Below are 22,926 nucleotides of genomic sequence, written 5' to 3'. Positions count from 1 at the left end.
CGTCGTCCTCATGGCAGAAGAGGCTGTCGTCGGTGTCGAAGAAATAATGCGGCATGAGATATCCGGCCTCGCTCAGGCGGGAGCACTCGCATCTCTCAGCCGCTGACGCCCAAATGTTCGATCAGCGATGTGTCTGGTTCTGCCTCATCCCGAGGCTGACGTTTGTAGCTTGTGTTGGTGGGGCCGAAGATTTTTTCGCTCTTGGAGTGTGATGCAAGTAGGTTGGAACGAAATCGCAGAACGCTTTCAGCCGAGCGGCATCTGGGATCTCAAGGCGACGTTTCTTGAGGACGATCAGGTCTTCGGACCGCAGGTGCTGCAATGTGCGGTTCACGTGAACAGGCGTCAGACCGAGCATATCGGCGAGGTCGATCTGAGTGAAGGGCAGGGCATACCCGTCCTTCTCCGCCAAGCCGACCACGCTCAGGCGCAGCAGCAGTTCACAGAACAGGTGTGCTATCCGCTCGGCGGCTTCACGCCCTGCCAATCCCACGAACCACTCGCGCAGCACCGCCTCATCGACGAGGGTCGCCCACCAGAGGGCATGGGCGATACGGGGATGGTTCTCGGTCAGGTCGCGGATGGTGGAACGCGAGATCTCCACCACGGTGCACGGGGTCAACGTGGCGATCGAATGGTCCATCTCATCCAGGATGGCGACGTGCAGGTCGCAGAAGTCGCCCGGCACCATGAGGGCTGTGATGTGGCGCTGACCCTTCGGCAGGATCTTGTAGCGACAGACGAAGCCCGAGAGGACGAGATGCACGTTCTCGGGCCGATCTTCCTGGGTGGTGAGATCCTGACGGGCCGGGACTTGTCGGCTATGCAGGCTCGCACGCCGCAACGTCTTGAGATCGCCCTCGGTTAGTTCGCCTGCGATGCTGAGCTTGCGGATCAGGGTATCGATCATGGCTCACGATGCGCTCTTCGGCGGTCGTTTCGCCCCGATCCGGACGGCGTATCGCAATCACACAGGATGGACTTCAAGGCTCCGCACATCGTGAGACTGCGATACGGCCTCGAGACTTCATCATATGTTGTATTTCTGGCCACGCATGAGGTTGGGTACAGTTCCAGACCTTCAGGCCACCCTGGGTTCTATCGCGGACGGGCCTGCGTCTCCCCACATGCGAGAGATGATCACCTTCAAGCCGAACCCCCACAAGCTGCGGATCACCCCATCCTCAAAGGAGCCGGGCCGGTTCGATTGGTCGGTCACGCGGGATGATATAGTCGTGCGCCAGTCGGCCCGCTCCTTCGGCTCGGAGGGAGCATCAGAGGCGAGCGGCGACGCGGCGTTTCGAGAAATCACGTCGAAGTGGCTGAGCGGACGCTAGGTGCTGTCCGCTCGCGACTGACTTGGCGCGACGGCTATACCCGCTCCGGTTGCGCGAGCATGATGGCAGCGCGAATAGCGGCTCGCCGAAGCTCCGGGCTCGCCCAGGACTGACCCATCAGCGTTTGGGCGAAGGGGTGGGCTGCAACGGCCGCGGCAGGATCAATCCGATAAATCTCGCCGAACAAGACCGGCCCAGAGGTCGGGTCGCCCATATAGGCGTCTACCACGGCGGTAACATCGTCCTCGAAGATGTCGAGGGTGGCGAACAGGTCGAGCGTCATGAGCCGGTTTGCCATGCCGACGCCATAGCTGCTTCACAGAGGCCCTGCTCTGATCGAGGTTAACAAGGGCACGTGCAGCCGCGTCACGTCTCTGCGAGGTCCCGCACGTCAACAGATAGGGGCGACCATGCGGAGCACCGGGATCGCCTAAAATCTTAACTCAGGTTTGATCGCCGCGCTAATTTACCTCCTACGCTCAGAGGATCGTCAGCCGCTCCGGTACAGGTGCTGCCGCCTGGGAGAGCCGTGTGCTTCCGCCTGCGACGCAAGGCGACGGCCACGATGGCTGCAAAGCTCCCCCACGCCCTCTACCCGCTCATCCGCAAGCTGGAGAGCGTCGCCCGCCTTTCGGATGCGGAACGACAAGCGATCGAACGTCTGCCCGTCCGGGTGCGGACCCTCACGGCAAGACAGGACATCGTGCGGGACGGCGACCGGGCGGCCCAGTGCTGTGTCATCCTGGAAGGCTGGGCCTGTCGCTACAAGTTCCTGAGCGAAGGGCGCCGCCAGATCTTCTCGTTCCACATCGCGGGCGACATCCCTGATTTGCAGAGCCTGCACATCCCGCTGATGGACCACAGCCTCGGGACGATGACCCACGCCACGGTCGCGTTCGTCCCGCACGAGAGCATGCACGACCTCACGGCTCGCTTCCCGACCATCGCCGCCGCGCTCTGGCGTGACACGCTGATCGACGCGGCGATCTTCCGGGAGTGGTTGATCGCTATGGGCCGCCGCCCGGCATTCGAGCACTTGGCACACCTGTTCTGCGAGCTGTACTTGAAGCAGGAGGCGGTCGGGCTGGCGGGTGATCACCGATGTCCCCTGCCGATCACCCAGACCGATCTCGCCGACGCCACCGGCATGACGGCCGTGCACATCAACCGCGTGTTGAAGGAGATGCGCGGTCGCGGACTGATCACGCTGCACCGGCAGACGCTGGTGGTGAAGGCGTGGGACGAGCTTGTCCGCGCCTCCGAGTTCGACGCGACCTACCTGCACTTGCAGAGGCGAGCGGCGGGATGACCCTGCACCTTCAGTCGGTACGTGTCGCCACCAGCAGTGAAGACAGCAGCGGCCAACTCGTGTTCGCGGACGGGTTCCTCGTGGCGGTGCTGGTGCAACTGTCCGGGCAGCACGGGGCCAACGCGGGCATGTGGTTCCTGGAGGCTGGGTTCGGCCTGACCGCGGTGATGAGCGCGCCCCTGTTCCTCGATGTGGACGCGGCTCAAGACTGGATCGGGCTACACCTCGGCATCAAGAGAGTTGGCGCGTAGCATGGTTCGAAACCTGACCTGTTCTCGCAGATCTCACTTGATCGGCGATGGAACCTCCCATCTACGCTGGCAATCAGTGCTTATCGTCGAAGCATGACGCTATTTCACCTCCAATATGTGGTTCATCGTGCAACTGCGAGCGGTATCGCGTTCGGTCGGGAGCAGTTCAGCGCCTGCACAGAGACGGAAGCGGTCATCGAGACCGCTGGCCGGTTCACTCGGTTGCTTGGGAAACGTTCGGGATCGGCCATCCTCAGAGATGAAGCTGGTCGAGTCGTGTGGACCGAACGGCGCCCTGTCGGCTCAGATATCTCCACCGGAGGCTGATCACGATTGAAGAAGGGGGCAATTCTTCCACCTTCCAGCTACACTATTCCTCTAAGTCGAACTGGATCGACACGACCGGGGACAATCATGCTTAGATGGCTACGTTGGTTTCTTACCAACTCGGAAGCGGTCGAACATGCGGCCAGAAGCGAGGTTGCCCGGCATGGACTGGGCTGACTCAGGCACAACCCTTGTAGCCGCCGCACTCGGCTTCCCGTCTTGCTACGCTTAGGACACGATCGCGGCCCTCGCCGTCCTCGATTGCCGACCAGAACTGCACCAGGGCAAGCAGGTCGCCCGCTTCGCCGACCGGCGGCTCGCCGAAGAATTCAGCTACCGGCCTGTCAAGTGTGTGAGCGAGCGGGCTCAGCGTAGCGGCGTGGCGGTCGATGTGGGGGTCAAGCGTGTCCATGGCCCCGGCAAAGCACAAGGTAGGCCGCAGATCGCACTATGTATTCAAAATACGGTGCGGCATATTGCTGAGCCGCCCCGCTCGGCCCCACAGCCGGATCCGATCACGGGGTGGCGGGGGAGGTCGTCTATTTCAGCCGCGAGAGCCGATACGCAGCGCGGCCCTTCAACATCATACCGAGGACGGGGTTAGCAGGCCGACGTTCTGTCAGGCGAAGCGCTATCTCTCCAGTCAGATACCGACGCTGGCAGCCCCGGCATCGGCTGCCTGCCGTGCGGTTGCACCATCGCGCAGCGCTGCAGCTATGACAGACGAAGACATGTCGATCGCGCCGGCTCGCTCGTCACCAAAATCGTGCATGCTGTTCGCGTTGGATCCAACCCGCGCGTGAAAGTTGTCCGGGAAGCGCCTGTTGATTCGATCCCTCAGCATGTCCGTCGCTATGCGGTAGTCGCCGCTGAAATCCTTCGGCGTTTTGGTCGCCCTCGCACCGGAACCTCGCTCATCTTCCGAAGCAAGCAATTGATGATTTTCCGCCCGACCGGGTCTGGCCGACATGAATTCTGCGAAATTCGAAATCAGTTTTTTGATGGTATTCATTGAACATACCAAAAATAGCAGCGGATATCGCCGCGTTGGGACCTGCGTAGCACGCGCTCGTCGGTGCAAAGTTCCGAGGTGATCCCATACCGAGGCATGATGATCGGTTCGCACGCGCATGCGTCGAAGGGTATCCTGAGTCCCTGGCCTGCGCTCCACCGGCAAGGACGATGAAGGTGAGGGCTATGCGCATCCTAGTAGGATAGCTGCCGGGATGGCGTATCGGGGGACGACTAGATTGAAGCGCAGGGCTTGATCAGGCAGCCTTGCGTCGGCCCTTCGGGGTAATCTTAGCCATTGCACCTGGACGCCCAAGGCCGATCGCTTTGGCGAGGGCAGAGCGCCGCTCGGCGTAACTCGGGGCGACCATCGGATAGTCGCCTGGCAGGTCATAGCGCTCGCGGTAGCTCTGCGGGCTCAGACCATTCGCAGTCAGGTGACGCTTCAAGGTCTTGTATGTCTTGCCGTCCAAGAAGCTGACGATCCCGTCCTGCTGGACCGACTTGCGGATCTGGGCCGCGGTCGGCTTGTCGACCGCTTCGCCCAAGACTGTGCTGGTCGCGACGGTGCTCGTCCCGGAAGCGAGGCTAGCGATCGCGCCGTGCACGCGGGCGATCAGCGCCGGCAGCTCGGCAACCGGAACGGGGTTGTTTGACACGTAGGCGGAGACGACGTCGCCCGCCAATTCGGTGGTTGAATAGTTAGACACGGGTTGATCCGATCGAATGCATGTGACTCGGCGGGGACGCCGCATATTTTTCTATTGCACGGATATTTTGAAAAGTAATCGGTCATCAATGTCGCATTTAATGTCAACGATGCGACACATTTGCGATCGTGACCGCCCACCAGCTTAACGTTAAGTGCATGAGAAAATCAGTTTAGGATCAGTGTCGTTACCGGACCTCGATAGAACTTGGCTGTTGGATCCTCTCCACAGTCTCTTCGACGAGGCAGCGGATGGGGTCAGTGCACCACTTTGCTGACCGTGGCGCTGAACGATGCGATCCCGTCGCTCTCTACGACCTCTGTGAACGCGCGGTAGGCGTCCTGCTCCGTCGCGAACCGCTCCTGCGATTCAGTAATGCCGCTGGACATGTGGACGACCGCCAACTGCCACGGGTGCCGGAATCCGATCAGTTTCCCGACGGTCACTGGCCATCCATGTTGGGCCCGACAAAACGTCTGCAATCCTGTCGGAAAACCGCGTCGGCTATTCAAACGTCGGCAAAACGTGTTCCCGCAAGCTCGTAGCGAGAATGTCGCGATACCCGGTTTAGCGCATCCCTCAACCGACATCAGCCATTCCGCTTACGGCCATGTCCCGCCAGCGCCGATAGCCCTCGGGGTGTCTCTGATGAGTGGATTTTCGCCGGTCCGCTTCCGGGCGACACTGCGTAAAAGCGGACATGGTCGCCGCTCCCGCTCACGACCCGCCCTGAGTCCTGGCTGATCCGATCCATTCAGGCATGCAGGATCCGGCAAGGGACGTTCGTTCATCCATCGCAGGGGATAACGCCCCTCATCAGACATGCCCGAGACGATTTCAGAACTTGCGCAGGATAGGACTAGGCTCGGGCGTCTCGCTTTTATCCTGGTAGATCGGCACGGTTACGCGCAACCAGCCGCGTGTCTCAAGTCCTGCGTAATTGCGCTGAACAACGTCCCGCGTAACGTAGGCCTGGAGATTGACCGGGCCGAAGTTGTAGCCCACGAGGCCGCCCACTGCGAACTGGCCTTGCCGAGCATAGGACGGATTGTTGGTCGGAAGGTCGGTCGATCCGAAGGCTACCGGCCCGATTTCCCACTTGCCAAAATGCTTGGTGGCCGTGAGGTCGAGGTTGAGGAAGTCGGGGTAAAAGGTACCGCTGGCCGATCGCGTATCGAAGAAGGTGCCGTACAGGAAGTTGCCTGTCAGGTTCCATCCATCGCCATTGTATGTGATGGCGAAACGTTGGTGTAGAACCGGATTTTGGATGACGATCTTGGTCTCGCTGGGTAGGTAGGCCCCGAGCAGGTAGCTGAAGTTGATATTGTTGCCGAGCTTCCAGGCCACCTGCGCAGCGAGCAGCGTCTGGCCGAACCCGCTCTGGTACGCCGCGCCCCGTGTGCTCGAAGCTGCGATCGGCTGTAGCACGACAAGTTGCAGCCGTCCGCCGACTACCTCTGCCGGTGTCGCCCAGATGAAGGACGGCAGATTGATGTTCGAGTCGGTGCCGCGTGGGGTGATGTCCCGCGAGCCGAAACTGGACGTGTCAATGAAGTAGAGCCCGATCGGCAATGGCGCGCCTGGGGCTTGCCCTACAGTCTGTCCAGGTTGTGCCGATGAACCAGCCTGCACGGGGATGCCGGCCAACCCGTAGGTGAGCGAGGCGGAGAGGGCAGCGATATGGATCGGTCGGATAAGCCCAGCTGTCGTCATTCCGCAGTCCAAGCCTCTCCGTAGTCGGATCGGCCGTTATTGCATGCCAGAACGGATTAAGTGGCCTTCCTGTGCGTGGGATGCAGAGTTGCGACACGAGCGTAGCCGTTGGGCAACATCTGTCACATCGAAGGCTCGCTTCCTTGGATGCTTCAAACCGCGCCCACAGTGAGGCCCGGTGCGTAGCGGGGCGTCTGGTTTGAAGCGCAAGGCCGAGGTCCGTTCACCACCCCTAGCCAAGATTGCCGGACGGCCGACCAATAACCGCTTATAGGAAGTGCCGACGACCGCTTACATGACTGGGTTGGGTCGGTGATGGACAGGCTGGCAGCCGTTACCTTGGAGCCATCACGGCCGGGCTAGCACGCAATAATTTCGGCGGTGCGCCGGCCGGACAGACGGCCGGTCAAGCAGCCTTTCGGGTCCTGCCCGCGGTAGCCTTGCCCGAAGCGCGCTTCCTCGCGGGCGTCGAGGGCTTCGTCTCCGTCTTGCGCGGCTGCGCCTTGGCCGGCGAAACGACCTTCTCGGAGTCGATGCTGCGCCTCAGGGCTTCCATCAGGTTCACGACGTTGCCGGAGCTCGGCGCACCGGCCTTCGCCTTGCCCTTCGCCGGCTTCGGGGCCTTCCCCTTCACCAGGGCGATCAGTGCCTCCTCGTAGCGGTCCTCGAACTTCGAGGGATCGAACTTCCGGGTGGATCGCGCGATCAGCTCCTCGGCGAGCGCTCGCATCTCGGCCGTCGGATCGCCGTCGGGCATGTCCTCGAAGTAGGCCGTCGGCGACCGGACCTCGTCCTGGTAGCGCAGCAGCGTGGCCAGCAGGCCCTTGCCGTACGGTTCGAGCAGCACCACCCGCTCGCGCTTGTAAATGACGATGCGCCCGAGCCCGGCCATGCCCTTCTTCTTCATCGCATCCCGGATGACGGCGAAGGCCTCGCGAGAGACCTTGTCCTCGGCCGCGAGGTAGTACGGCTTGTCCAAGTAGCGCTCGTCGACCTCGTCACGCTTGCAGAACGCCTCGATGTTGATCGTGTGCGTGCTCTCCAGGGCGATCTCGCTGAGCTCGTCGTCCTCGACCGGCACCAGCTCGTCCTTGGCGATCTCGCAGCCCTTCATCTGATCGTCGCGCTCGACGGTATCGCCGGTCACCGAGTCGACCATCAGCTGCTTGAGACGGTTGCCGGTCTCGCGATTGATCGTATGGCACTTCAGCTCCCTCGACGAGCTGACCGCCGGATACAGTCCGACCGCGCAGGAGACGAGTGAAAGTCGAAGATGACCTTTCCAGTTGGCGCGGGCTGCCACGTCGGTCTCCTGTGTCCGTCGAAGTATTGCCGCCCATCGATGCATCCGTAGTGCAGCGATCGGGAGCTTGACGGTTCAACGAGAGTCCAACTCGACTCGTTCCTCCACAGGCACACCTGTGGATAACTTGCCTAGTATTGTAGTTCCCTCCTCCGTCCCGGCCCGCCCAGGAACCCGATCCCGCCGGTCCCGTTTCCTGGAAGCGATGACCGAGCTTCTCAAACCGTATCGGGAAAAGCGGGATTTCGAGGCATCGCCCGAGCCCAAGGGAAAGCGCGGCCGCAAGGCGGCGAAGGCGCGGTTCGTCGTCCAGAAGCACGATGCGCGGCGCCTGCACTACGACCTGCGGCTCGAGTTGGACGGCGTCCTGAAGAGCTGGGCCGTGGCGCGCGGACCGAGCCTGTCGCCTGCCGAAAAGCGGCTCGCCGTCATGACGGAGGATCACCCGGTCGACTACCTGGCCTGGGAAGGATCGATCCCGAAGGGCCAGTACGGCGGCGGGACCATGATCGTCTGGGACACCGGGTCATGGGAGCCGGTCGGCGATCCGGCCGTCGGGCTGGCGAAGGGCCATCTCGAGTTCGCCCTAAACGGCGAGCGGCTCGCGGGCCGCTGGCATCTCGTGCGCATGAAGGGCCGCGGCGGCGAGAAGAAGCAACCCTGGCTTTTCATCAAGGTCGACGACGAGCATGCGCGCCGCGACGGCGACATTCTCGTCGAGCACGAGACTTCGGTCCTGTCGGGCCGGACCAACCGGGATCTCGCTGGCGGCGAGGCCTTGAGAGCCGATCACGCCGCCCGCGCCGATGTGGTCGCAGAACGGAAGACGAAGCCGCCGGCGAGCCGGTCCAAGGCCGCCCGCAAGGGGATCCTGCCGCCCTTCGTCGAGCCCGCGCTGACGACCCTCGTCGACGACGTGCCCACCGGCGACGGCTGGCTGTACGAGATCAAGCACGACGGCTACCGCATGCAGGCCCGCATCGACGGGGGCTCGGTGAAGCTACTGACGCGCTCGGGCCTCGACTGGACCGCGAAGTTCGAAGCCGCGGCCCAGGCCCTGAAGGCCATGAAGCTGCCATCGGCCCTGATCGACGGCGAGATCGTCGTCGAGACCGCGGCCGGCGTCTCCAGCTTCTCCGCCCTGCAGCAGGCGCTCGCCGCCGGCGATACCGGATCGGCCGTCTTCTACGCCTTCGATCTGCTCTACCTCGACGGCAAGGATCTGCGTGCGCTGCCCCTCACCGAGCGCAAGGACCTGCTGCTGCAGAGCCTCGACGACGCACGGCCGGGCGGCCCCATCCAGTTCAGCGAGCATCTCGCCGCCGACGGCGCGGCCATGGCGCGCCACGCCTGCAGGCTCGGCCTGGAAGGCATCGTCGCCAAACGGGCGGACGCGCCCTACCGGTCAGGCCGAACCGATGCCTGGCGCAAGATCAAGTGCAGCTCGTCGGAGGAATTCGTCGTCGCCGGCTTCATGCCGTCGACCACGGCGACCCGTTCCGTGGGCTCGCTGATCCTCGGGACGCACGAGGACGGCACCCTCGTCCACGTCGGGCGGGTTGGCACCGGCTTCCGCGACGCGGTCGCTCGGGATCTCTGGACACAGCTGGAGCCGCTGCGCATCCCAGCGGCGCCCTTCGAGGCCGAGCTGCCGCCGCTGGCGCGCCGGAACGCACGCTGGGTCGAGCCCAGGCTCGTCTGCGAGGTGACGTTCCGCGGATGGACGGGCGACGGCCAGCTCCGGCACGCGTCCTTCAAGACCCTCCGCACCGACGTGCGTCCGGACGATGTCGTGCGGGAGGCGAAGCCAAAGCCGCCGAAGGCACGGACGCGGAAGCCCGCGGAGGCGGTCGCCAAGCTGACACATCCGGATCGCGTGCTGTGGCCCGACGTCGGCCTGACCAAGGAGGGGCTCGCCGAGTACTACGCGGAGGTCGCCGACCGCATTCTGCCGCATGTCATCGGCCGGCCGCTGTCGCTTCTCCGGTGCCCGGACGGTCTCGGGTCCTGCTTCTACCAGAAGCATGCCTGGGCCGGGCTCGACGAGCGCTACATCCGGATCGCAGGCGATGAGAAGGCGGTCGTCGTCGGCGACCTTGAAGGCGTCCGCGCCCTGGTCCAGGCGAGCGTGCTGGAGATCCATCCCTGGGGCGCGCCGGCCGCGGACCCGGATCGCCCGGACCGTCTGGTCTTTGATTTGGATCCGGGCGACGGCGTCGCGTGGGCCGATCTCGTCGCCGGCGCGCTGGATGTGCGCGAGCGGATGTCCGCCGCCGGCCTCACCAGCTTCGTGAAGACCACCGGCGGCAAGGGGCTGCACGTCGTCGTGCCGATCGAGCCGAAGGCCGGGTGGGACGAGGCGAAGGCCTTCGTGAAGCGCATCGCATCCGAGATGGCGAAGGACGCCCCCGACAGCTTCGTCGCGACCGTGTCGAAGAAGGCCAGGGACGGACGGATCTACGTGGACTACCTGCGCAACCAGCACGGGGCGACCGCCGTCGCGGCCTTCTCGCCTCGGGCCCGTCCCGGGGCGCCCGTATCCGTTCCCGTCAATTGGGACGAGCTCCCGTCGCTCGGGTCCAGCGCGCGCTTCGACGTCGCGAGCCTACCGGGTCGCCTCTCCGCCTTGGGGCACGATCCCTGGGCCGGGTTCGAACGCGCGGCCCTGCCATTGGATGCTGCAGGGCGACGGCCACGTCGGAGGGCCTAGTGGCCGAAATCCAGCGCTCGGCACTCATCGCAAGGGGCTGCTTGCGCCCCCTTGCCGACCCTCGAAGGTCCGCTTCCAGGCTGTTAAAACACAGGCCAACGACCGAGTCGGGTGGAAAATGGACTGGCCGCTCTTGGCTTGCATTCGCGAATACAGAGCATTCGAGAGCAGCTCGAAACTACAAGTTTGTGAGCCGCCTCCGCGCACCGATGCCGATTGCGCATCAATCGATCCAGAAATGATGTTGGACACGTAAACGGCTCTGCTCCACGAGTCCCGCTGAACGAAGGCTGCCGTTGCTCCGTGAGCACCGAGACGGGCCTCGACATCGGAGGATCGCCGTGGCTCAGGCAGGGCAAGCGCTCAAGCAGACCAAGGTCAGATATGTCATCCTGGCCCTGATCTTCCTCGCAACGACCTTCAACTACGTCGATCGCGCGACCCTGTCGGTCGCCGCCTCGTCGATGCGAACCGAATTCGGCTTCGACGCGATCACAATGGGCCTCGCCTTCTCGGCCTTCGGCTGGGCCTACACGGCGATGCAGATCCCAGGCGGCTGGGTGCTCGACAAGTACGGCGCTCGCCTCGTCTACGGCATCGGGCTGATCCTGTGGTCAGCCCTCACGATGATGCAGGGCCTCGTCCACGTCGTCTCCTTCACCTTCCTGGCACTGTTCGCCCTACGCTTTCTCATGGGCATCGCGGAGGCGCCGGCCTTCCCGGCCAACAGCCGCCTCACGGTGATGTGGTTCCCCACGAAGGAACGCGCCTTCGCGACCTCGATCTTCCAGTCCGCCCAGTACTTTGCGCTGGCCGTGTTCACCCCGGTCATGACGTGGATCCTGCACGCCCATAGCTGGCAGGCGATCTTCTATTGGGCTGGCGGCGTCGGCATCATCCTCGGCGTCGTATGGCTGCTCTACGTCCACGAGCCGCGCCACCATCGAGGCGTGAACCAGGGTGAACTCGACTACATTGAAGCCGGTGGCGGCCTGCCGAACATGGGCGACAAGCGCGATCGCATCCGCTGGTCCGAGGTCAAGGCCCTCGTCAGCAACCGCATGATGATTGGCATCTATATCGGTCAGTTCTGCCTGACCACGATCACGTGGTTCTTCCTGACGTGGTTCCCGACCTACCTGCTCGAAGCGCGGGGCATGTCGATCCTCAAGGTCGGCCTCGTGGCGGCGATCCCGGCAATCTGCGGCTTCCTCGGCGGCCTCGCGGGCGGCCTATGGTCGGACTGGATGCTCCGGCGCGGCTTCAGCCTCACGACGGCGCGCAAGACGCCGATCATCGTCGGCCTATTGTTCTCCAGCACGATCGTGCTCGCCAACTACGTGCCGTCCGACGTGTTCGTGATCGTGGTGATGAGTGTCGCCTTCTTTGCCAAGGGCATCGGCAATCTCGGCTGGTGCATTGTCGGCGATGTCTCGCCAAAGCAGATCATGGGCGTCAGCGGCGGCATCTTCAATCTGTGCGGCAACCTCGCCAGCATCATCACGCCGCTTGCCATCGGCATCATCGTGAAGGAGATGGGCTCCTTCGACCTCGCCCTCGTCTACATCGGTGTGGTCGCGCTGATCGGCGCCCTTTCCTACCTCGTCATCGTCGGGCCGCTGAACCGCCTGGAGATCCGCAGCGACGAGCGCGCCCCGGATGCCAAACCCGTCCTGCCGCGCGACGTCGGCACCGCCCGGGCCTGAGCGCCCCAACCCAAAACTCTGGAGGACTTCATGGCTCAGGACACCGTCACCGGCATCCGCCTGCGCTCGGTCTACCTGCCGCTCAAGATCCCGATCAGCGACGCCAAGGTGCTGACCGGCCGGCAGAAGCCGATGACCGAGATTGCTATCCTGTTTTGCGAGGTCGAGACCTCGGACGGTCACCGCGGCCTCGGTATCAGCTACTCGAAGCGAGCCGGCGGGCCGGGACAGTTCGCCCATGCCTGCGAAATAGCCCCATCGCTCCTCGGGGAAGACCCGAGCGATATCGCCAAGGCTTGGGACAAGCTCGCCTGGGCCGGAGCCTCGGTGGGCCGCAGCGGTCTCGCCGTGCAGGCGATCGGCGCCTTCGACGTGGCCCTCTGGGACCTGAAGGCAAAGCGCGCCGGCCTCTCGCTCGCCAAGCTCCTCGGGGCGCAACGCGACAGCGTGCGCTGCTACAACACCTCAGGCGGGTTCCTGCACACCCCGCTGGAGGAGCTTCTGGTCAACACCGACCGCTCCCGTGAGAAGGGCATCGGCGGCATCAAGCTGAAGGTCGGGCAACCGGATTGGGCCCTCGACATCAAGCGGGTCTCCCGCGTTCGGGAGCATCTTGGCGAGGCGTTCCCGCTGATGGTCGATGCCAACCAGCAATGGGATCGTCCGACCGCGATGCGGATGGGCCGGATCTTCGAGCAGTTCAACCTGATCTGGATCGAGGAGCCGCTCGATTGCTACGACGCCGCCGGCCACGCGTCTCTGGCAGCCGCCCTCGACACGCCGATCGCCACCGGCGAGATGCTGACGAGCGTGTCCGAACATTGGGACTTCATCCGCCAGAACAGCGCCGACTTCCTGATGCCGGACGCGCCCCGGGTCGGTGGCATCACGCCCTACCTGAAGGTGGCGACGCTGGCCGAGTTCGCCGGCCTGACCATCGCCCCACACTTCTCGATGGAGCTGCACATCCACCTCGCGGCTGCCATGCAGCGGGAGCCGTGGGTGGAGCATTTCGAGTGGCTTGAGCCGCTATTCAACGAACGCCTTGAGCTGAAAGACGGGCGGATGCTGGTGCCGACGCGCCCCGGCCTCGGCATCAGCCTCAGCGAGCAGGCGTTGACCTGGACCCGGGAGCTCGCAGGGTTCGGAAGTCTCAGCTGATCGCTTCTTCGGGTTCCCCCTCAGTACCGCATGCCGGATCGGTACACCCTCCGTCGTCCGCTTTCGGGCAATAAGCAAATTGTCTCGGACGACCGAATGGGGTCGGTAGGAGGCTGTCCGCTTTTGCGGCGGCCCGGCCCCGAAGCGGTCATTCTGCTTTCGGCCAGCCTACGTCATGCCGGAACGTCAATGCGCGCAAAACCGGCCGTTCGGCTTTGCGCCCATTCCTGCCATCTGATTAATCGTAACGACGCATCGTAAGCGGACGCTACCGATCACATCCTGTGTCGCTATGTTTGGCGTGCGGCCTCGGATCCTGCGTATGTTCCAAGCGTCGATGTGAGGGCTTTCCGGCACGGTTGTCGAGATGAGCCGCTCAGCCCTAGCGTCGCTGCTCTGTGACAAACATCGCGGTAAGGGAAATCATGATGCGGCGGCGCGAATTGCTCCTGGGCATGGTGAGCCTCGCCTCGACTTCGTCCGCACGGGCTCAACAGCGTGAGTCTGTGCTTCGCCTGACTCTGGGGACTGCCACGCCAGGCGGCTCGTTCCCCGCCTTCGGCCGAGCGCTCATCGCAGCGGTCCATGAGGTCGACCCGGGGGTGATGATCGAGCCGAGGATCACGAAGGGCTCGACGGAGAACCTGACCCTGCTCAAATCGGCTGAGCTCGACCTCGCCCTTGTGCAGGGTGAGTATGCCTACGAGGCTTTATCTGGCCCGAGTGCCGACGGCGGTGGCTTGAAGGTCGTAGCCCCCATCGATGCCTCGCCAGGCATGTTCGTGGTACCGGCCACCAGTCCGGTTCGGAGCATCCCGGATCTGCGCGGTCGTGCCGTCGCGCTTGGCACACGCGGCTCTGGCTTCACGATCATGGGTCGAACCGTGCTCAAGGGCTCCGGCATCGATCCTGACCACGACATCACGCCGATCCTTCTCGACGATGCCGGCGACGGCGCCACACAAGTTCTCGACGGTCGCGCAGCTGCCTTGTGGGGTGCGAGCCTCGGTTGGCCGGGCTTCAAGACCCTCGCGGATGCGCCCGGCGGCGCCCGCTTCTTCGGCCCGGGACCGGAGGCGATCCCGAAGATCCTGGCCCTGCGCGCCTCGATGCGCCGCCTAACCGTCCCGGCCGGCTCCTTCCGAGGACAGGATGCACCAATCGAGACCGTCGGGTCTTGGAGCTTCATCCTCGCTCGATCAGGGCTCGACGGGACCGCAGTCACCCGACTCGTGCGCGCGATCGATCGTGGCCGGAACACCTTGGCCCGGCTCTATCCTCAGGGCCGCGAGAGCGACCCGCGCAACCTGGTCTCAAACGTACCGACCACATGGCTGCATCCGGCGACTGCGGCGTATCTCCGTGAGGTCGGGGCCAATCTCGAGTGATAAGCGAGCGACGACTTTTAGGCTGCGGCGTTTCGAGCTAAGCCGGTGCGGCCAAACTCGGCGTTTGAACCGACTCGCCCGTGAGGAAGCCCGAGATGATCCGCTCGCTGTGCGTTGCCGTGGCGACGCTCGCCCTGACGCTGCCCGCCGTACGCGCCGACGAGATAAAGTCGGGTGAAGCACCTGCTTCCTCCGTAACGACATCCTCGGCAGCTCACCATGGCGCGGTGAGCGCTCGGCGAGCGGTTCAAGTCCGCACGGCAAGATATTCGCCACCGTCAATAACAATAACAAAGGCTGCGCCGACCGTAGATGGAGAATTGTATCTCCATGTTTCTGGCCATTTCGCGGGAACAACATCATCAAATTGCCCCACTGGCCCGATGAATGCATAATACGATATGCTTCTGTACGCGTCCGTCAGGACCCGTCGACCGGATTGATCGAGGCGAATTTAAGGTATGGCGGCGATCGTCCGACTGGCCCTGCTGCGGCCCTACACCTTCGTCGTGATGTCGATCCTGATCCTGATCTTCGGGGTCATGGCGATCGTGCGCACGCCGACCGACATCTTCCCCCGGATCGGCATCCCGGTGATCAGCGTCGTCTGGCAGTACACCGGGTTGCAGCCCGACGACATGGCCGGGCGCATCGTCTCGGTGTTCGAGCGCTCGCTGACCACAACGGTCAACGACATCGAGCACATCGAATCCCAGTCGGTCCCGGGCTACGGGATCGTGAAGATCTACTTCCAGCCCGGCGTCGACATCACCGCAGCCCAGGCGCAGGTCACATCCATCTCGCAGACGCAGCTCAAGCAGCTGCCGCCGGGCGTCACGCCGCCCCTGATGCTCGCCTACAACGCGTCGAGCGTGCCGATCATCCAGCTCGCCCTGTCCAGCGACAGCCTCTCGCAGACGGCGCTCAACGACCTCGCGCAGAACTTCATCCGGCCTCAGCTCACCACGATCCCCGGGGCGCAGTTGCCCTACGCCTACGGCGGCGCCGCGCGCCAGGTGCAGATCGACCTCGACCAGTCGGCACTGCACGCCCACGGCCTGTCGGCGGCCGACGTCGGCGCAGCCTTGGCCCGGCAGAACCTGATCAATCCGGTAGGCACCCAGAAGATCGGGACCTTCGAGTGGATCGTCGACCTCAACGACTCACCCAAGACCATCGAGGCGTTCAACGACCTGCCGGTCAAGGTCGTGGACGGCGCCGTGGTTTTCATGCGCGACGTCGCCCACGTGCGCAACGGCTCGCCGCCCCAGACCAACGTCGTCCAGCTCGACGGCAAGAAGGGCGTGCTGATGTCGATCCTCAAGATCGGCAACGCCTCGACCTTGGACATCATCGCCGACGTCAAGGCGCGCCTGCCCGCCATCCAGGCGGGGCTGCCGACGGGCGTCGACCTCAAGTACGTGGCCGACCAGTCGGGCTTCGTGCGCGAGTCCGTGGTTGCGGTGGTGCGCGAGGGGGTCATCGCCGCGGCGCTGACCGGCCTGATGATCCTGGTCTTCCTGGGCAGCTGGCGCTCGACCCTGATCATCACCGTGTCGATCCCGCTCGCCGTGCTGTGCTCGCTGATCGCGCTCTCGGCGCTCGGGCAGACCATCAACGTGATGACGCTTGGCGGGCTCGCACTGGCGGTCGGCATCCTCGTGGATGACGCCACCGTGACCATCGAGAACATCAATCGACACATGGAGGAGTTCGGCGAGGACATCGTCACCGCGATCACCCGCGGGGCGCAGGAGATCATGCCGCCGGCCACCGTCGCCCTGTTTTGCATCTGCATCGCCTTCGTGCCGCTTCTGGCGCTTGGCGGCGTGGCGGGCTTCCTGTTCCGGCCGCTGGCGATGGCGGTGGTGTTCGCGATGATCGCGTCCTACGTGCTTACCTACACCCTGGTGCCGACGCTGGCGCGCTACCTGCTGACCGAGCACGCCCACGGACAGGATCCGGCCGGCAAGCCCGGCTTCTTTGCAAGGTTTCAGCGGGGTTTCGAGCGCCGCTTCGAGGCCCTGCGGCAGGCCTATCTCGGGCTGCTCGGCTTGGCGCTGTCGCGCCGGAAGTCCTTCGCGGTCGGCTTCCTCGCGGTGGTCGGCCTATCGTTCGGCCTCGTCCCCTATCTCGGGCGGGACTTCTTTCCGGATGTGGATGCGGGGGCGCTGCGCATCCATCTACGGGCTCCCACGGGCACGCGCATCGAGGAGATGACGGCGCTGACCGGGCGGGTCGAGGGAAGGCTGCGCGCGCTGATCCCGCCGGGACGCGTGGCCAGCGTTGTCAACAACATCGGCCTTCCGATCAGCGGCATCAACATTTCCTACGGCAACAGCGGCACCATCGGTACCTTCGACGCCGACATGCTTGTGACCCTTGACGAGGCCGGAGGCGGCGGCGAGGGCGGCCCATCGGCCGCGGCCCTGACCCGGCAGCTGCGCGAGCGTCTGCCGCAGGACTTTCCAGGCGTGACCTTCGCTTTCCTGCCCGCCGACATCGTCAGCCAGATCCTGAACTTCGGCTCCCCCGCTGCGCTGGATGTGCAGGTCGCCAGCCGCGACGTGGCGGGGGGCCGCGCCTACGCCAACACGCTCCTGGCCCGGGTTCGCCGGGTGGCCGGGGTGGCGGACGCGCGCATCCAGGAGCAGGCGCGCAACCCCGCGCTGCGGGTCGATTTCGACCGCGCGCTCGCCGGGGTCGTCGGCCTGACCGAGGGCGACGCGGCCGCGAGCCTCCAAGCGACGCTTTCGGGCAGTACGCAGACCGCCCCGACCTACTGGCTCGACCCGCGCAACGGCGTGTCCTACCCGGTCTCCGTCCAGACGCCGCAATATTCGATCGACACGCTGGGCGCGCTCAACAATCTGCCGATCACCGCCGCCCGCTCGGAGCAGCTCCTGGGGGGCTTGGCGACGATCCACCCGGAGCCGCTCAGCGCAGTGGCGACCGACTACAACATCGCCCCCACCGTCAACATCCTGGCCACGACGCAGGACCGCGATCTCGGCGGCGTCACCGCGGACATCCAGCGGGCGATCGACGAGACGCGGGCCGACCTGCCGAAGGGGGCGACCGTCACAGTGCGCGGGCAGGCGGTGACCATGGCGCAAGCCTACCAGCAACTGCTCGTGGGCCTCGCCTTCGCGATCGTGCTCATCTACCTGCTCATCGTCGTCAACTTTCAGTCCTGGGTCGACCCGTTCGTGATCGTGACGGCGCTGCCGGCGGCGCTCGCCGGCATCGTGTGGATGCTGTTCGCCACGCACACCCACGTCTCGGTGCCGGCGCTGACAGGGGCGATCATGTGCATGGGTGTGGCGACCGCCAACTCAATTCTGGTTATCAGCTTCGCCCGTGAGCAGCTCGACGCGGGACGCACGGCGATCGAGGCTGCCCTGGCGGCCGGGGCGACGCGTCTGCGGCCTGTGATGATGACCGCGCTGGCGATGATGATCGGCATGGCGCCGATGGCGATCGAGCCGGGTCAGAACGCGCCGCTCGGCCGCGCCGTGATCGGCGGACTGCTGTTCGCCACGCTTGCGACGTTGTTCTTCGTGCCGGTGGTCTTCGGCATCGTGCATGGGCGGCCCCGCCGCGCCGGGGCCCGGCGCGAAGACGCTTCCCCCCAAGCCCTCTCATCCCCATCAGCCTAACCCCAGATCCCGCATGCACCCCACCCAACACGTCAAATCCGAGGACACCGCGCAGGCGGGCGCCGAGCCAGCTGTCGCGTCGCCTCGCCCCACATCGGGGCGCCGGGTCGGCCTGCTGCTGGCGGGCGTGGCAATCGGCGCCGCGGCGCTCGCCTGGGTCGGCATCAACGACCGGGCGAAGGGGATGCAGGAGGTCGAGAGCTGGACCGAACAGCAAGCAGTGCCCACCGTCCGTGTAGTGCACGCGCGGCGCGGGCCCATGGACGAAGACCTGACCCTGCCCGGCTCGCTGAGCGCCTTCTACACCGGTACGTTGTATGCCCGCGCTAGCGGCTACGTCACGGCCTGGCACCGGGACATTGGCGCCCGCGTGCGCAAGGACGAGGTCCTGGCCGAGATCTCGGCGCCCGACCTCGACCAGCAACTCGCCGAGGCGCGAGCGACCCTCGTTCAGCTCCAGGCGGCGGTCGACCAAGCTCAAGCGAACGCCGATCTCAGCGCGGCCACCAACAAACGCACCGCCCGCCTGGTAACGCAGGGCTGGTCGAGCGAGGAGCGCGGCGACACCGACCGCTTCACCGCGGCCTCGCGTACGGCGGCCTTATCGGTGGCCAAGGCGAACATCGTCGCCCAGCAGGCAAATGTCGGGCGTCTGGAGGAACTGACACGGTTCAAGGAGGTCCGAGCACCCTTCGACGGCGTCGTAACCGCGCGCAACGTCGATATCGGCGACCTGCTCACCGCGGGGGGAACCTCGGGTCGGCCGCTCTATCGGGTCTCGGACCTCCACCGGGTGCGTGCCTACGTGAACGTGCCGCAGGCTTTCCTCGCCGTGATGAGGCCGGGGCTGAAGGCCTCCTTACACGTGCCGGGGCAGGAGGCATCGTTCGACGCAGAGGTGACCTCGACCGCGAACGCTATCGCGGAAGACTCCCGCAAGGGTCTCGTGGAGCTCCAGGCTGACAACCCGGAAGGCAAACTCTGGCCGGGGGCGTTCGTGGAGGTGCGGTTCCACGTGCCTTCAGACCCGGGGACGCTGCGCGTGGCCGCCACCGCGCTGGTTTTCGACCGCAACGGCACCCAGGTGGCGCAGGTGGGCGACGACCACCGGGTCGCGCTCAAGCCTGTGACGCTCGGGCGGAACCTCGGCAACGAGGTCGAGGTGCGCGCCGGCGTGGGCATTGCCGATCGTCTCATCGACAACCCTCAGGAGTTCCTGGCCAGTGGAGACGTCGTCCGCGTCACTGGAGAAGAGGCTGCGCCGCGCACCGCCTCAGCGAATTGACGATCGCCCCCCGCGGCCGATGTTCCAGGCTCCCGCGCGGTGCAAATCTACCCGCTATCGCGATTGGGACAGGCTGTCGTGACGCCGGACCGCACGGCGCTTCCACTGGCTGCCGGCGGCCACGTAATGGCAGGTGCCCGCGGTTGTCTGCTTTGCCGTTTCGAACGCGCTGAACCTGCCGGACGGCTTCCGGTCAGATGCTGTCGTTCGTGGCGGCTCAGACGTTGGCGCCCGGAACCATCTTTTATCGGCGTGTGATGTACGGCCTGCGTCAAGAAGTCCGGTTTGTTCGTTCTTCGATTATGCGGAGCGCCTCGAGCCGCTCATCGTCGTTCGGAAGTGCGTGGAAAGCCCGGATCAACCTGGCGAGCAGGTATGTGCCGTGCAGATCACCGGCCTTGTCCAGTTCCACAGCAACTTCAGTCGCAAACGTTTGCACAGGTACGCTGAGGGCTGCCGCAATCAATCGCAGAAGATGATCGTCTCGCTCGTCGTGCTCCAAGGGCTACTCGAATTCTCTGTCGGCCGATGCGGGATGCCCCGTACCTAGACGATCAAACCGAGCCGGAAACCCTCGGCGACAGACTGAGCCCGATTGCGTGTTCGAAGTTTCGTGCGCACCCCGCGCAGGTGTGAGTCGACCCCGTGTTCCGAGATGCCCATGATCTCGCCGATTTCCCAGTCGGTTTTTCCCTCAGCGGTCCACTGAAGGGTCTCACGCTCGCGCGGTGAAAGGCCGGCGGATTGTTCGATTGGCTGGCCGCGCACAAGGAGGCCGTGACCGAAGGCGTAGCTCGCGACAAGCGTCAGCATTCCGCGATGCTCAGGGGCTATCTCGAGCCGGCGGCCCGCAAAGCTCATCCCGCCGATCTCACCCTCGACGGTCGTCAGGGGGACCGTGTAGCCGTCGCGAAGGCCGAACTCGGCCGCCTCGTTCATGATTTGAACAGCGGTCTCCGACGTCGGCGACGGAAGTGCGGGGTCGCGCCAGCCAAATCCCGTCTGCCTGTGCAGGGTTTGAACGACGATCGGATCGTGTGCGGCGTAGCGCCGATGCAGGTACCGTTGCCGCCACTCGTCGGGAACGCTTTCCATCACCAGGAACTGCCGGTTGAAGCCGGTCAGGGCGGAAGATGTAGGGAGAAGCCCGGCGATGATCGCGTCGATCCCAAAACCCGCGAGTTGGCGGTGTACCGTTGAAACCACCTCGGGAACGCTGACAGCTCGGTCAAGCTCTTTGAGCAACTTGAGCGTGTGATCGAGTGATTTTCGGCTCACGACAGCCCCAATCGTCTGCTCTCGAAAGCTTCGAGCCGCGTTTCAACTGACGATAGCACCGAGACCTCATCTCCGGAAATAGCCCACACCGCGCAACAAACGGGCGGACACCACGCGTTCGCGTGGTGTCGCGCGCCTCGTCGGGCGGGCACACCAAGCACGGAGGTGTTTCATGATTCAAGTCATCACTGCCGCGAATATCGATCATAACCGAGACCTAATGGAGCAAGCGTGGCGCCTGCGGCATAGGATTTTCGTGGAGGAGATGGGCTGGGCAGCAATCGCGCGCGATGACAAGCGTGAGATCGACGAGTTTGACGACGAGCACGCCGTCCATCTTCTCGCAGTCGACGAAGATGAGGTTGTGGGATACTCCAGGCTTCTTCCAACTGCACGCCCCTACGTTCTCTCCACGCATTTGCCTCAGCTTTGCGAAGGCGTGCCACCCTCCTCGCCGCATATCGTCGAATGGAGTCGGATCGGCGTCGCCGGTTCCGCTCGCACCTCGGGCCGTCGGCTTAATCCAACAGCCCTGGCCATTCTCACAGGCATCGTCGAGTGGGGGTTGCCGCGAGGCCTGAAAGGCTTCGTCTCCGAAATGCCGACGAGTTGGCTTCTACGGCTGCTTCAGTTGCATATCCATGCCCTGCCACTTGGGCTTCCGCAGATGATCGATGACGTCGAGATCGTCGCGGTCAATGCCGGCTTCGACGGCCGCAGCCTCCGACAGCTCCAGAAGATGCGCGGAAGCACGGACTCGGTCTTGGCGCCAGAGAGCCGGGTCGCTGCCCGGCTGGCAAGCTGAAGAAGGCCACCATGTCATGAGCAACGCGCTGGCCAATGGCAGCCATGTCGATGACGGGGGTGAGCTCATAAGGCGCGCCGCCGAGCAAGCCCTGGATCTTCGACATACCGTCAACGAACTTATTGACCCGAAGCTACGCGAACTTGTTGACGTCGTACTGATCGAACTTGGATTTCTCCTTTCCAAGCTAAAATGACGATCGCTTTGAAAAATATCTTCAGGTAACAGAACCTACAAGTAACGACAATTCGCAGCCTGCTTTGACTATCAACAGCAGCTTCCTGTCGCTGGAATACTCCTAAAGTCCAGCGGCAGGCCACTTATTTATGCAAATATCTATTGGCTCTGCGAAGACCCAGCAAGTGGGATCAGTCTTATGCTTTTGCCGATAGTATGGGCAATGTGAGGAAAACTTCAATGACTAAAATGTCTTCTCAAGATTTACTGCCACACTCATGCCTTAAGCTAGCAGCTGAGATCACGGCCGCCTATGTGACCAACAATCACATCGCAGCCGCTGATCTGCCAGGCTTGTTCGAGTCCATTCATTGGGCACTCTGCAACCTGGGGCAGCCATCAGACGAACTCCATTCAGCCATCGCAACCACTGAAGTCCCGACTCCTGCACAGATCCGCAGATCGGTCCAGCATGACCACATCATGAGCTTTATTGACGGACGTTTGTACAGGACCCTAAAGCGACATCTCACCGCCCACGGTCTTACGCCTGAGACGTACCGTGCCCGCTACCGCCTGCCCATCGACTACCCAACTGTGGCCCCCAGCTACGCTGAGCAACGCTCGGCGATTGCAAAGGCGATCGGTCTTGGGGTACCGGGGGCACGGAGTGTTCGGCACCCGCAACAAGCCGCAGAATGAGACCCGGAGGCTCACCTTTCGCTCAAACCTAGATCCGGGGGGCCCTCCGATAGCCCGAGAACTCGCATAGGCCGTTGATCACAATTGGGGTCAA

Annotated in this window: 21 protein-coding genes; 11 read left to right on the top strand and 10 right to left on the bottom strand. The window is 64.0% G+C overall.

The window, feature by feature from the left end; genetic code table 11:
* Positions 1-121: 121 nt before the first annotated feature.
* The gene (locus MKL09_RS11080; RefSeq protein WP_244020146.1) at positions 122-910 is read right to left on the bottom strand and encodes a Crp/Fnr family transcriptional regulator; all 789 of its coding nucleotides are present in this window, start codon (positions 908-910) and stop codon (positions 122-124) included.
* 461 nt (positions 911-1,371) lie between these two features.
* A complete protein-coding gene (locus MKL09_RS11075; RefSeq protein ID WP_244020144.1) occupies positions 1,372-1,620 on the bottom strand; it encodes a hypothetical protein in 249 nt (82 codons plus the stop codon).
* A gap of 282 nt (positions 1,621-1,902) precedes the next feature.
* Between MKL09_RS11075 and MKL09_RS11070 the strand changes: the two genes are divergently transcribed.
* Both MKL09_RS11070 and MKL09_RS11065 read left to right on the top strand, forming a co-directional pair.
* On the top strand, positions 1,903-2,646 hold the full coding sequence (locus tag MKL09_RS11070) for a Crp/Fnr family transcriptional regulator (RefSeq protein WP_244020143.1): 744 nt from the start codon (positions 1,903-1,905) through the stop codon (positions 2,644-2,646).
* Positions 2,643-2,897, top strand: coding sequence for a hypothetical protein (locus tag MKL09_RS11065; protein ID WP_244020142.1), 255 nt, complete (start codon positions 2,643-2,645; stop codon positions 2,895-2,897). Before MKL09_RS11070 ends, MKL09_RS11065 begins: the two co-directional genes overlap by 4 nt.
* Positions 2,898-3,402: 505 nt before the next feature.
* Here the strand turns inward: MKL09_RS11065 and MKL09_RS11060 are convergent.
* The 6 genes from MKL09_RS11060 to MKL09_RS11035 form a co-directional block, all read right to left on the bottom strand.
* Complete coding sequence (locus tag MKL09_RS11060; RefSeq protein WP_244020141.1) at positions 3,403-3,636, bottom strand: hypothetical protein; 234 nt, start codon at positions 3,634-3,636, stop codon at positions 3,403-3,405.
* A gap of 231 nt (positions 3,637-3,867) precedes the next feature.
* Entirely contained in the window at positions 3,868-4,236 is a 369-nt protein-coding gene (locus tag MKL09_RS11055) for a hypothetical protein (protein WP_244020140.1), read from the bottom strand.
* Positions 4,237-4,492: 256 nt separating this feature from the next.
* Positions 4,493-4,921 (bottom strand): MucR family transcriptional regulator, encoded by a 429-nt coding sequence (locus MKL09_RS11050; RefSeq protein ID WP_244020139.1) that lies wholly within the window; start codon positions 4,919-4,921, stop codon positions 4,493-4,495.
* A gap of 281 nt (positions 4,922-5,202) precedes the next feature.
* The gene (locus tag MKL09_RS11045) at positions 5,203-5,391 is read right to left on the bottom strand and encodes a hypothetical protein (protein ID WP_244020138.1); all 189 of its coding nucleotides are present in this window, start codon (positions 5,389-5,391) and stop codon (positions 5,203-5,205) included.
* Positions 5,392-5,782: 391 nt separating this feature from the next.
* Positions 5,783-6,658: a transporter gene (locus MKL09_RS11040; protein WP_244020137.1), complete on the bottom strand. Its 876-nt coding sequence runs from the start codon at positions 6,656-6,658 to the stop codon at positions 5,783-5,785.
* Positions 6,659-7,064: 406 nt separating this feature from the next.
* Positions 7,065-7,961, bottom strand: a complete 897-nt coding sequence (locus MKL09_RS11035) for a Ku protein (RefSeq protein WP_244020136.1) — start codon at positions 7,959-7,961, stop codon at positions 7,065-7,067.
* A gap of 205 nt (positions 7,962-8,166) precedes the next feature.
* On the opposite strand from MKL09_RS11035, the gene ligD reads away from it, so the two are divergent.
* The 6 genes from ligD (at position 8,167) to MKL09_RS11005 (ending at position 19,870) form a co-directional block, all read left to right on the top strand.
* Complete coding sequence (gene ligD / locus MKL09_RS11030; RefSeq protein ID WP_244020134.1) at positions 8,167-10,671, top strand: DNA ligase D; 2,505 nt, start codon at positions 8,167-8,169, stop codon at positions 10,669-10,671.
* 341 nt (positions 10,672-11,012) lie between these two features.
* The gene (locus MKL09_RS11025; protein WP_313901180.1) at positions 11,013-12,377 is read left to right on the top strand and encodes an MFS transporter; all 1,365 of its coding nucleotides are present in this window, start codon (positions 11,013-11,015) and stop codon (positions 12,375-12,377) included.
* 30 nt (positions 12,378-12,407) lie between these two features.
* A complete protein-coding gene (locus MKL09_RS11020) occupies positions 12,408-13,538 on the top strand; it encodes an L-talarate/galactarate dehydratase (protein ID WP_244020133.1) in 1,131 nt (376 codons plus the stop codon).
* Between the two features lie 425 nt (positions 13,539-13,963).
* The gene (locus MKL09_RS11015) at positions 13,964-14,926 is read left to right on the top strand and encodes a TAXI family TRAP transporter solute-binding subunit (protein ID WP_313901179.1); all 963 of its coding nucleotides are present in this window, start codon (positions 13,964-13,966) and stop codon (positions 14,924-14,926) included.
* 461 nt (positions 14,927-15,387) lie between these two features.
* On the top strand, positions 15,388-18,585 hold the full coding sequence (locus tag MKL09_RS11010; protein ID WP_244020127.1) for an efflux RND transporter permease subunit: 3,198 nt from the start codon (positions 15,388-15,390) through the stop codon (positions 18,583-18,585).
* Positions 18,586-18,598: 13 nt separating this feature from the next.
* Positions 18,599-19,870 (top strand): efflux RND transporter periplasmic adaptor subunit, encoded by a 1,272-nt coding sequence (locus MKL09_RS11005; protein ID WP_244020125.1) that lies wholly within the window; start codon positions 18,599-18,601, stop codon positions 19,868-19,870.
* Between the two features lie 271 nt (positions 19,871-20,141).
* Here the strand turns inward: MKL09_RS11005 and MKL09_RS11000 are convergent, their stop codons facing one another.
* On the bottom strand, positions 20,142-20,372 hold the full coding sequence (locus MKL09_RS11000; protein ID WP_244020123.1) for a hypothetical protein: 231 nt from the start codon (positions 20,370-20,372) through the stop codon (positions 20,142-20,144).
* Between the two features lie 44 nt (positions 20,373-20,416).
* Positions 20,417-21,148 (bottom strand): autoinducer binding domain-containing protein, encoded by a 732-nt coding sequence (locus MKL09_RS10995; RefSeq protein WP_243970933.1) that lies wholly within the window; start codon positions 21,146-21,148, stop codon positions 20,417-20,419.
* A gap of 172 nt (positions 21,149-21,320) precedes the next feature.
* On the opposite strand from MKL09_RS10995, the gene MKL09_RS10990 reads away from it, so the two are divergent.
* The 3 genes from MKL09_RS10990 to MKL09_RS10980 all read left to right on the top strand — a co-directional run bounded on the left by MKL09_RS10990 (position 21,321) and on the right by MKL09_RS10980 (position 22,832).
* Positions 21,321-21,953, top strand: coding sequence for an acyl-homoserine-lactone synthase (locus tag MKL09_RS10990; protein WP_244020122.1), 633 nt, complete (start codon positions 21,321-21,323; stop codon positions 21,951-21,953).
* A 16-nt stretch (positions 21,954-21,969) separates the two neighbouring features.
* Complete coding sequence (locus tag MKL09_RS10985) at positions 21,970-22,149, top strand: hypothetical protein (RefSeq protein WP_244020120.1); 180 nt, start codon at positions 21,970-21,972, stop codon at positions 22,147-22,149.
* A 197-nt stretch (positions 22,150-22,346) separates the two neighbouring features.
* Positions 22,347-22,832 carry a MucR family transcriptional regulator gene (locus MKL09_RS10980; protein WP_313901178.1) on the top strand — a complete coding sequence of 162 codons (486 nt, stop codon included), beginning with the start codon at positions 22,347-22,349 and terminating at the stop codon, positions 22,830-22,832.
* Positions 22,833-22,926 lie beyond the last annotated feature (94 nt).

The organism is Methylobacterium sp. J-048 (assembly GCF_022829515.1).
Lineage (GTDB): Bacteria > Pseudomonadota > Alphaproteobacteria > Rhizobiales > Beijerinckiaceae > Methylobacterium.
The sequence above is the reverse complement of the archived record's forward strand: the minus strand, read 5'-3'. Positions and strand labels throughout refer to the sequence as shown.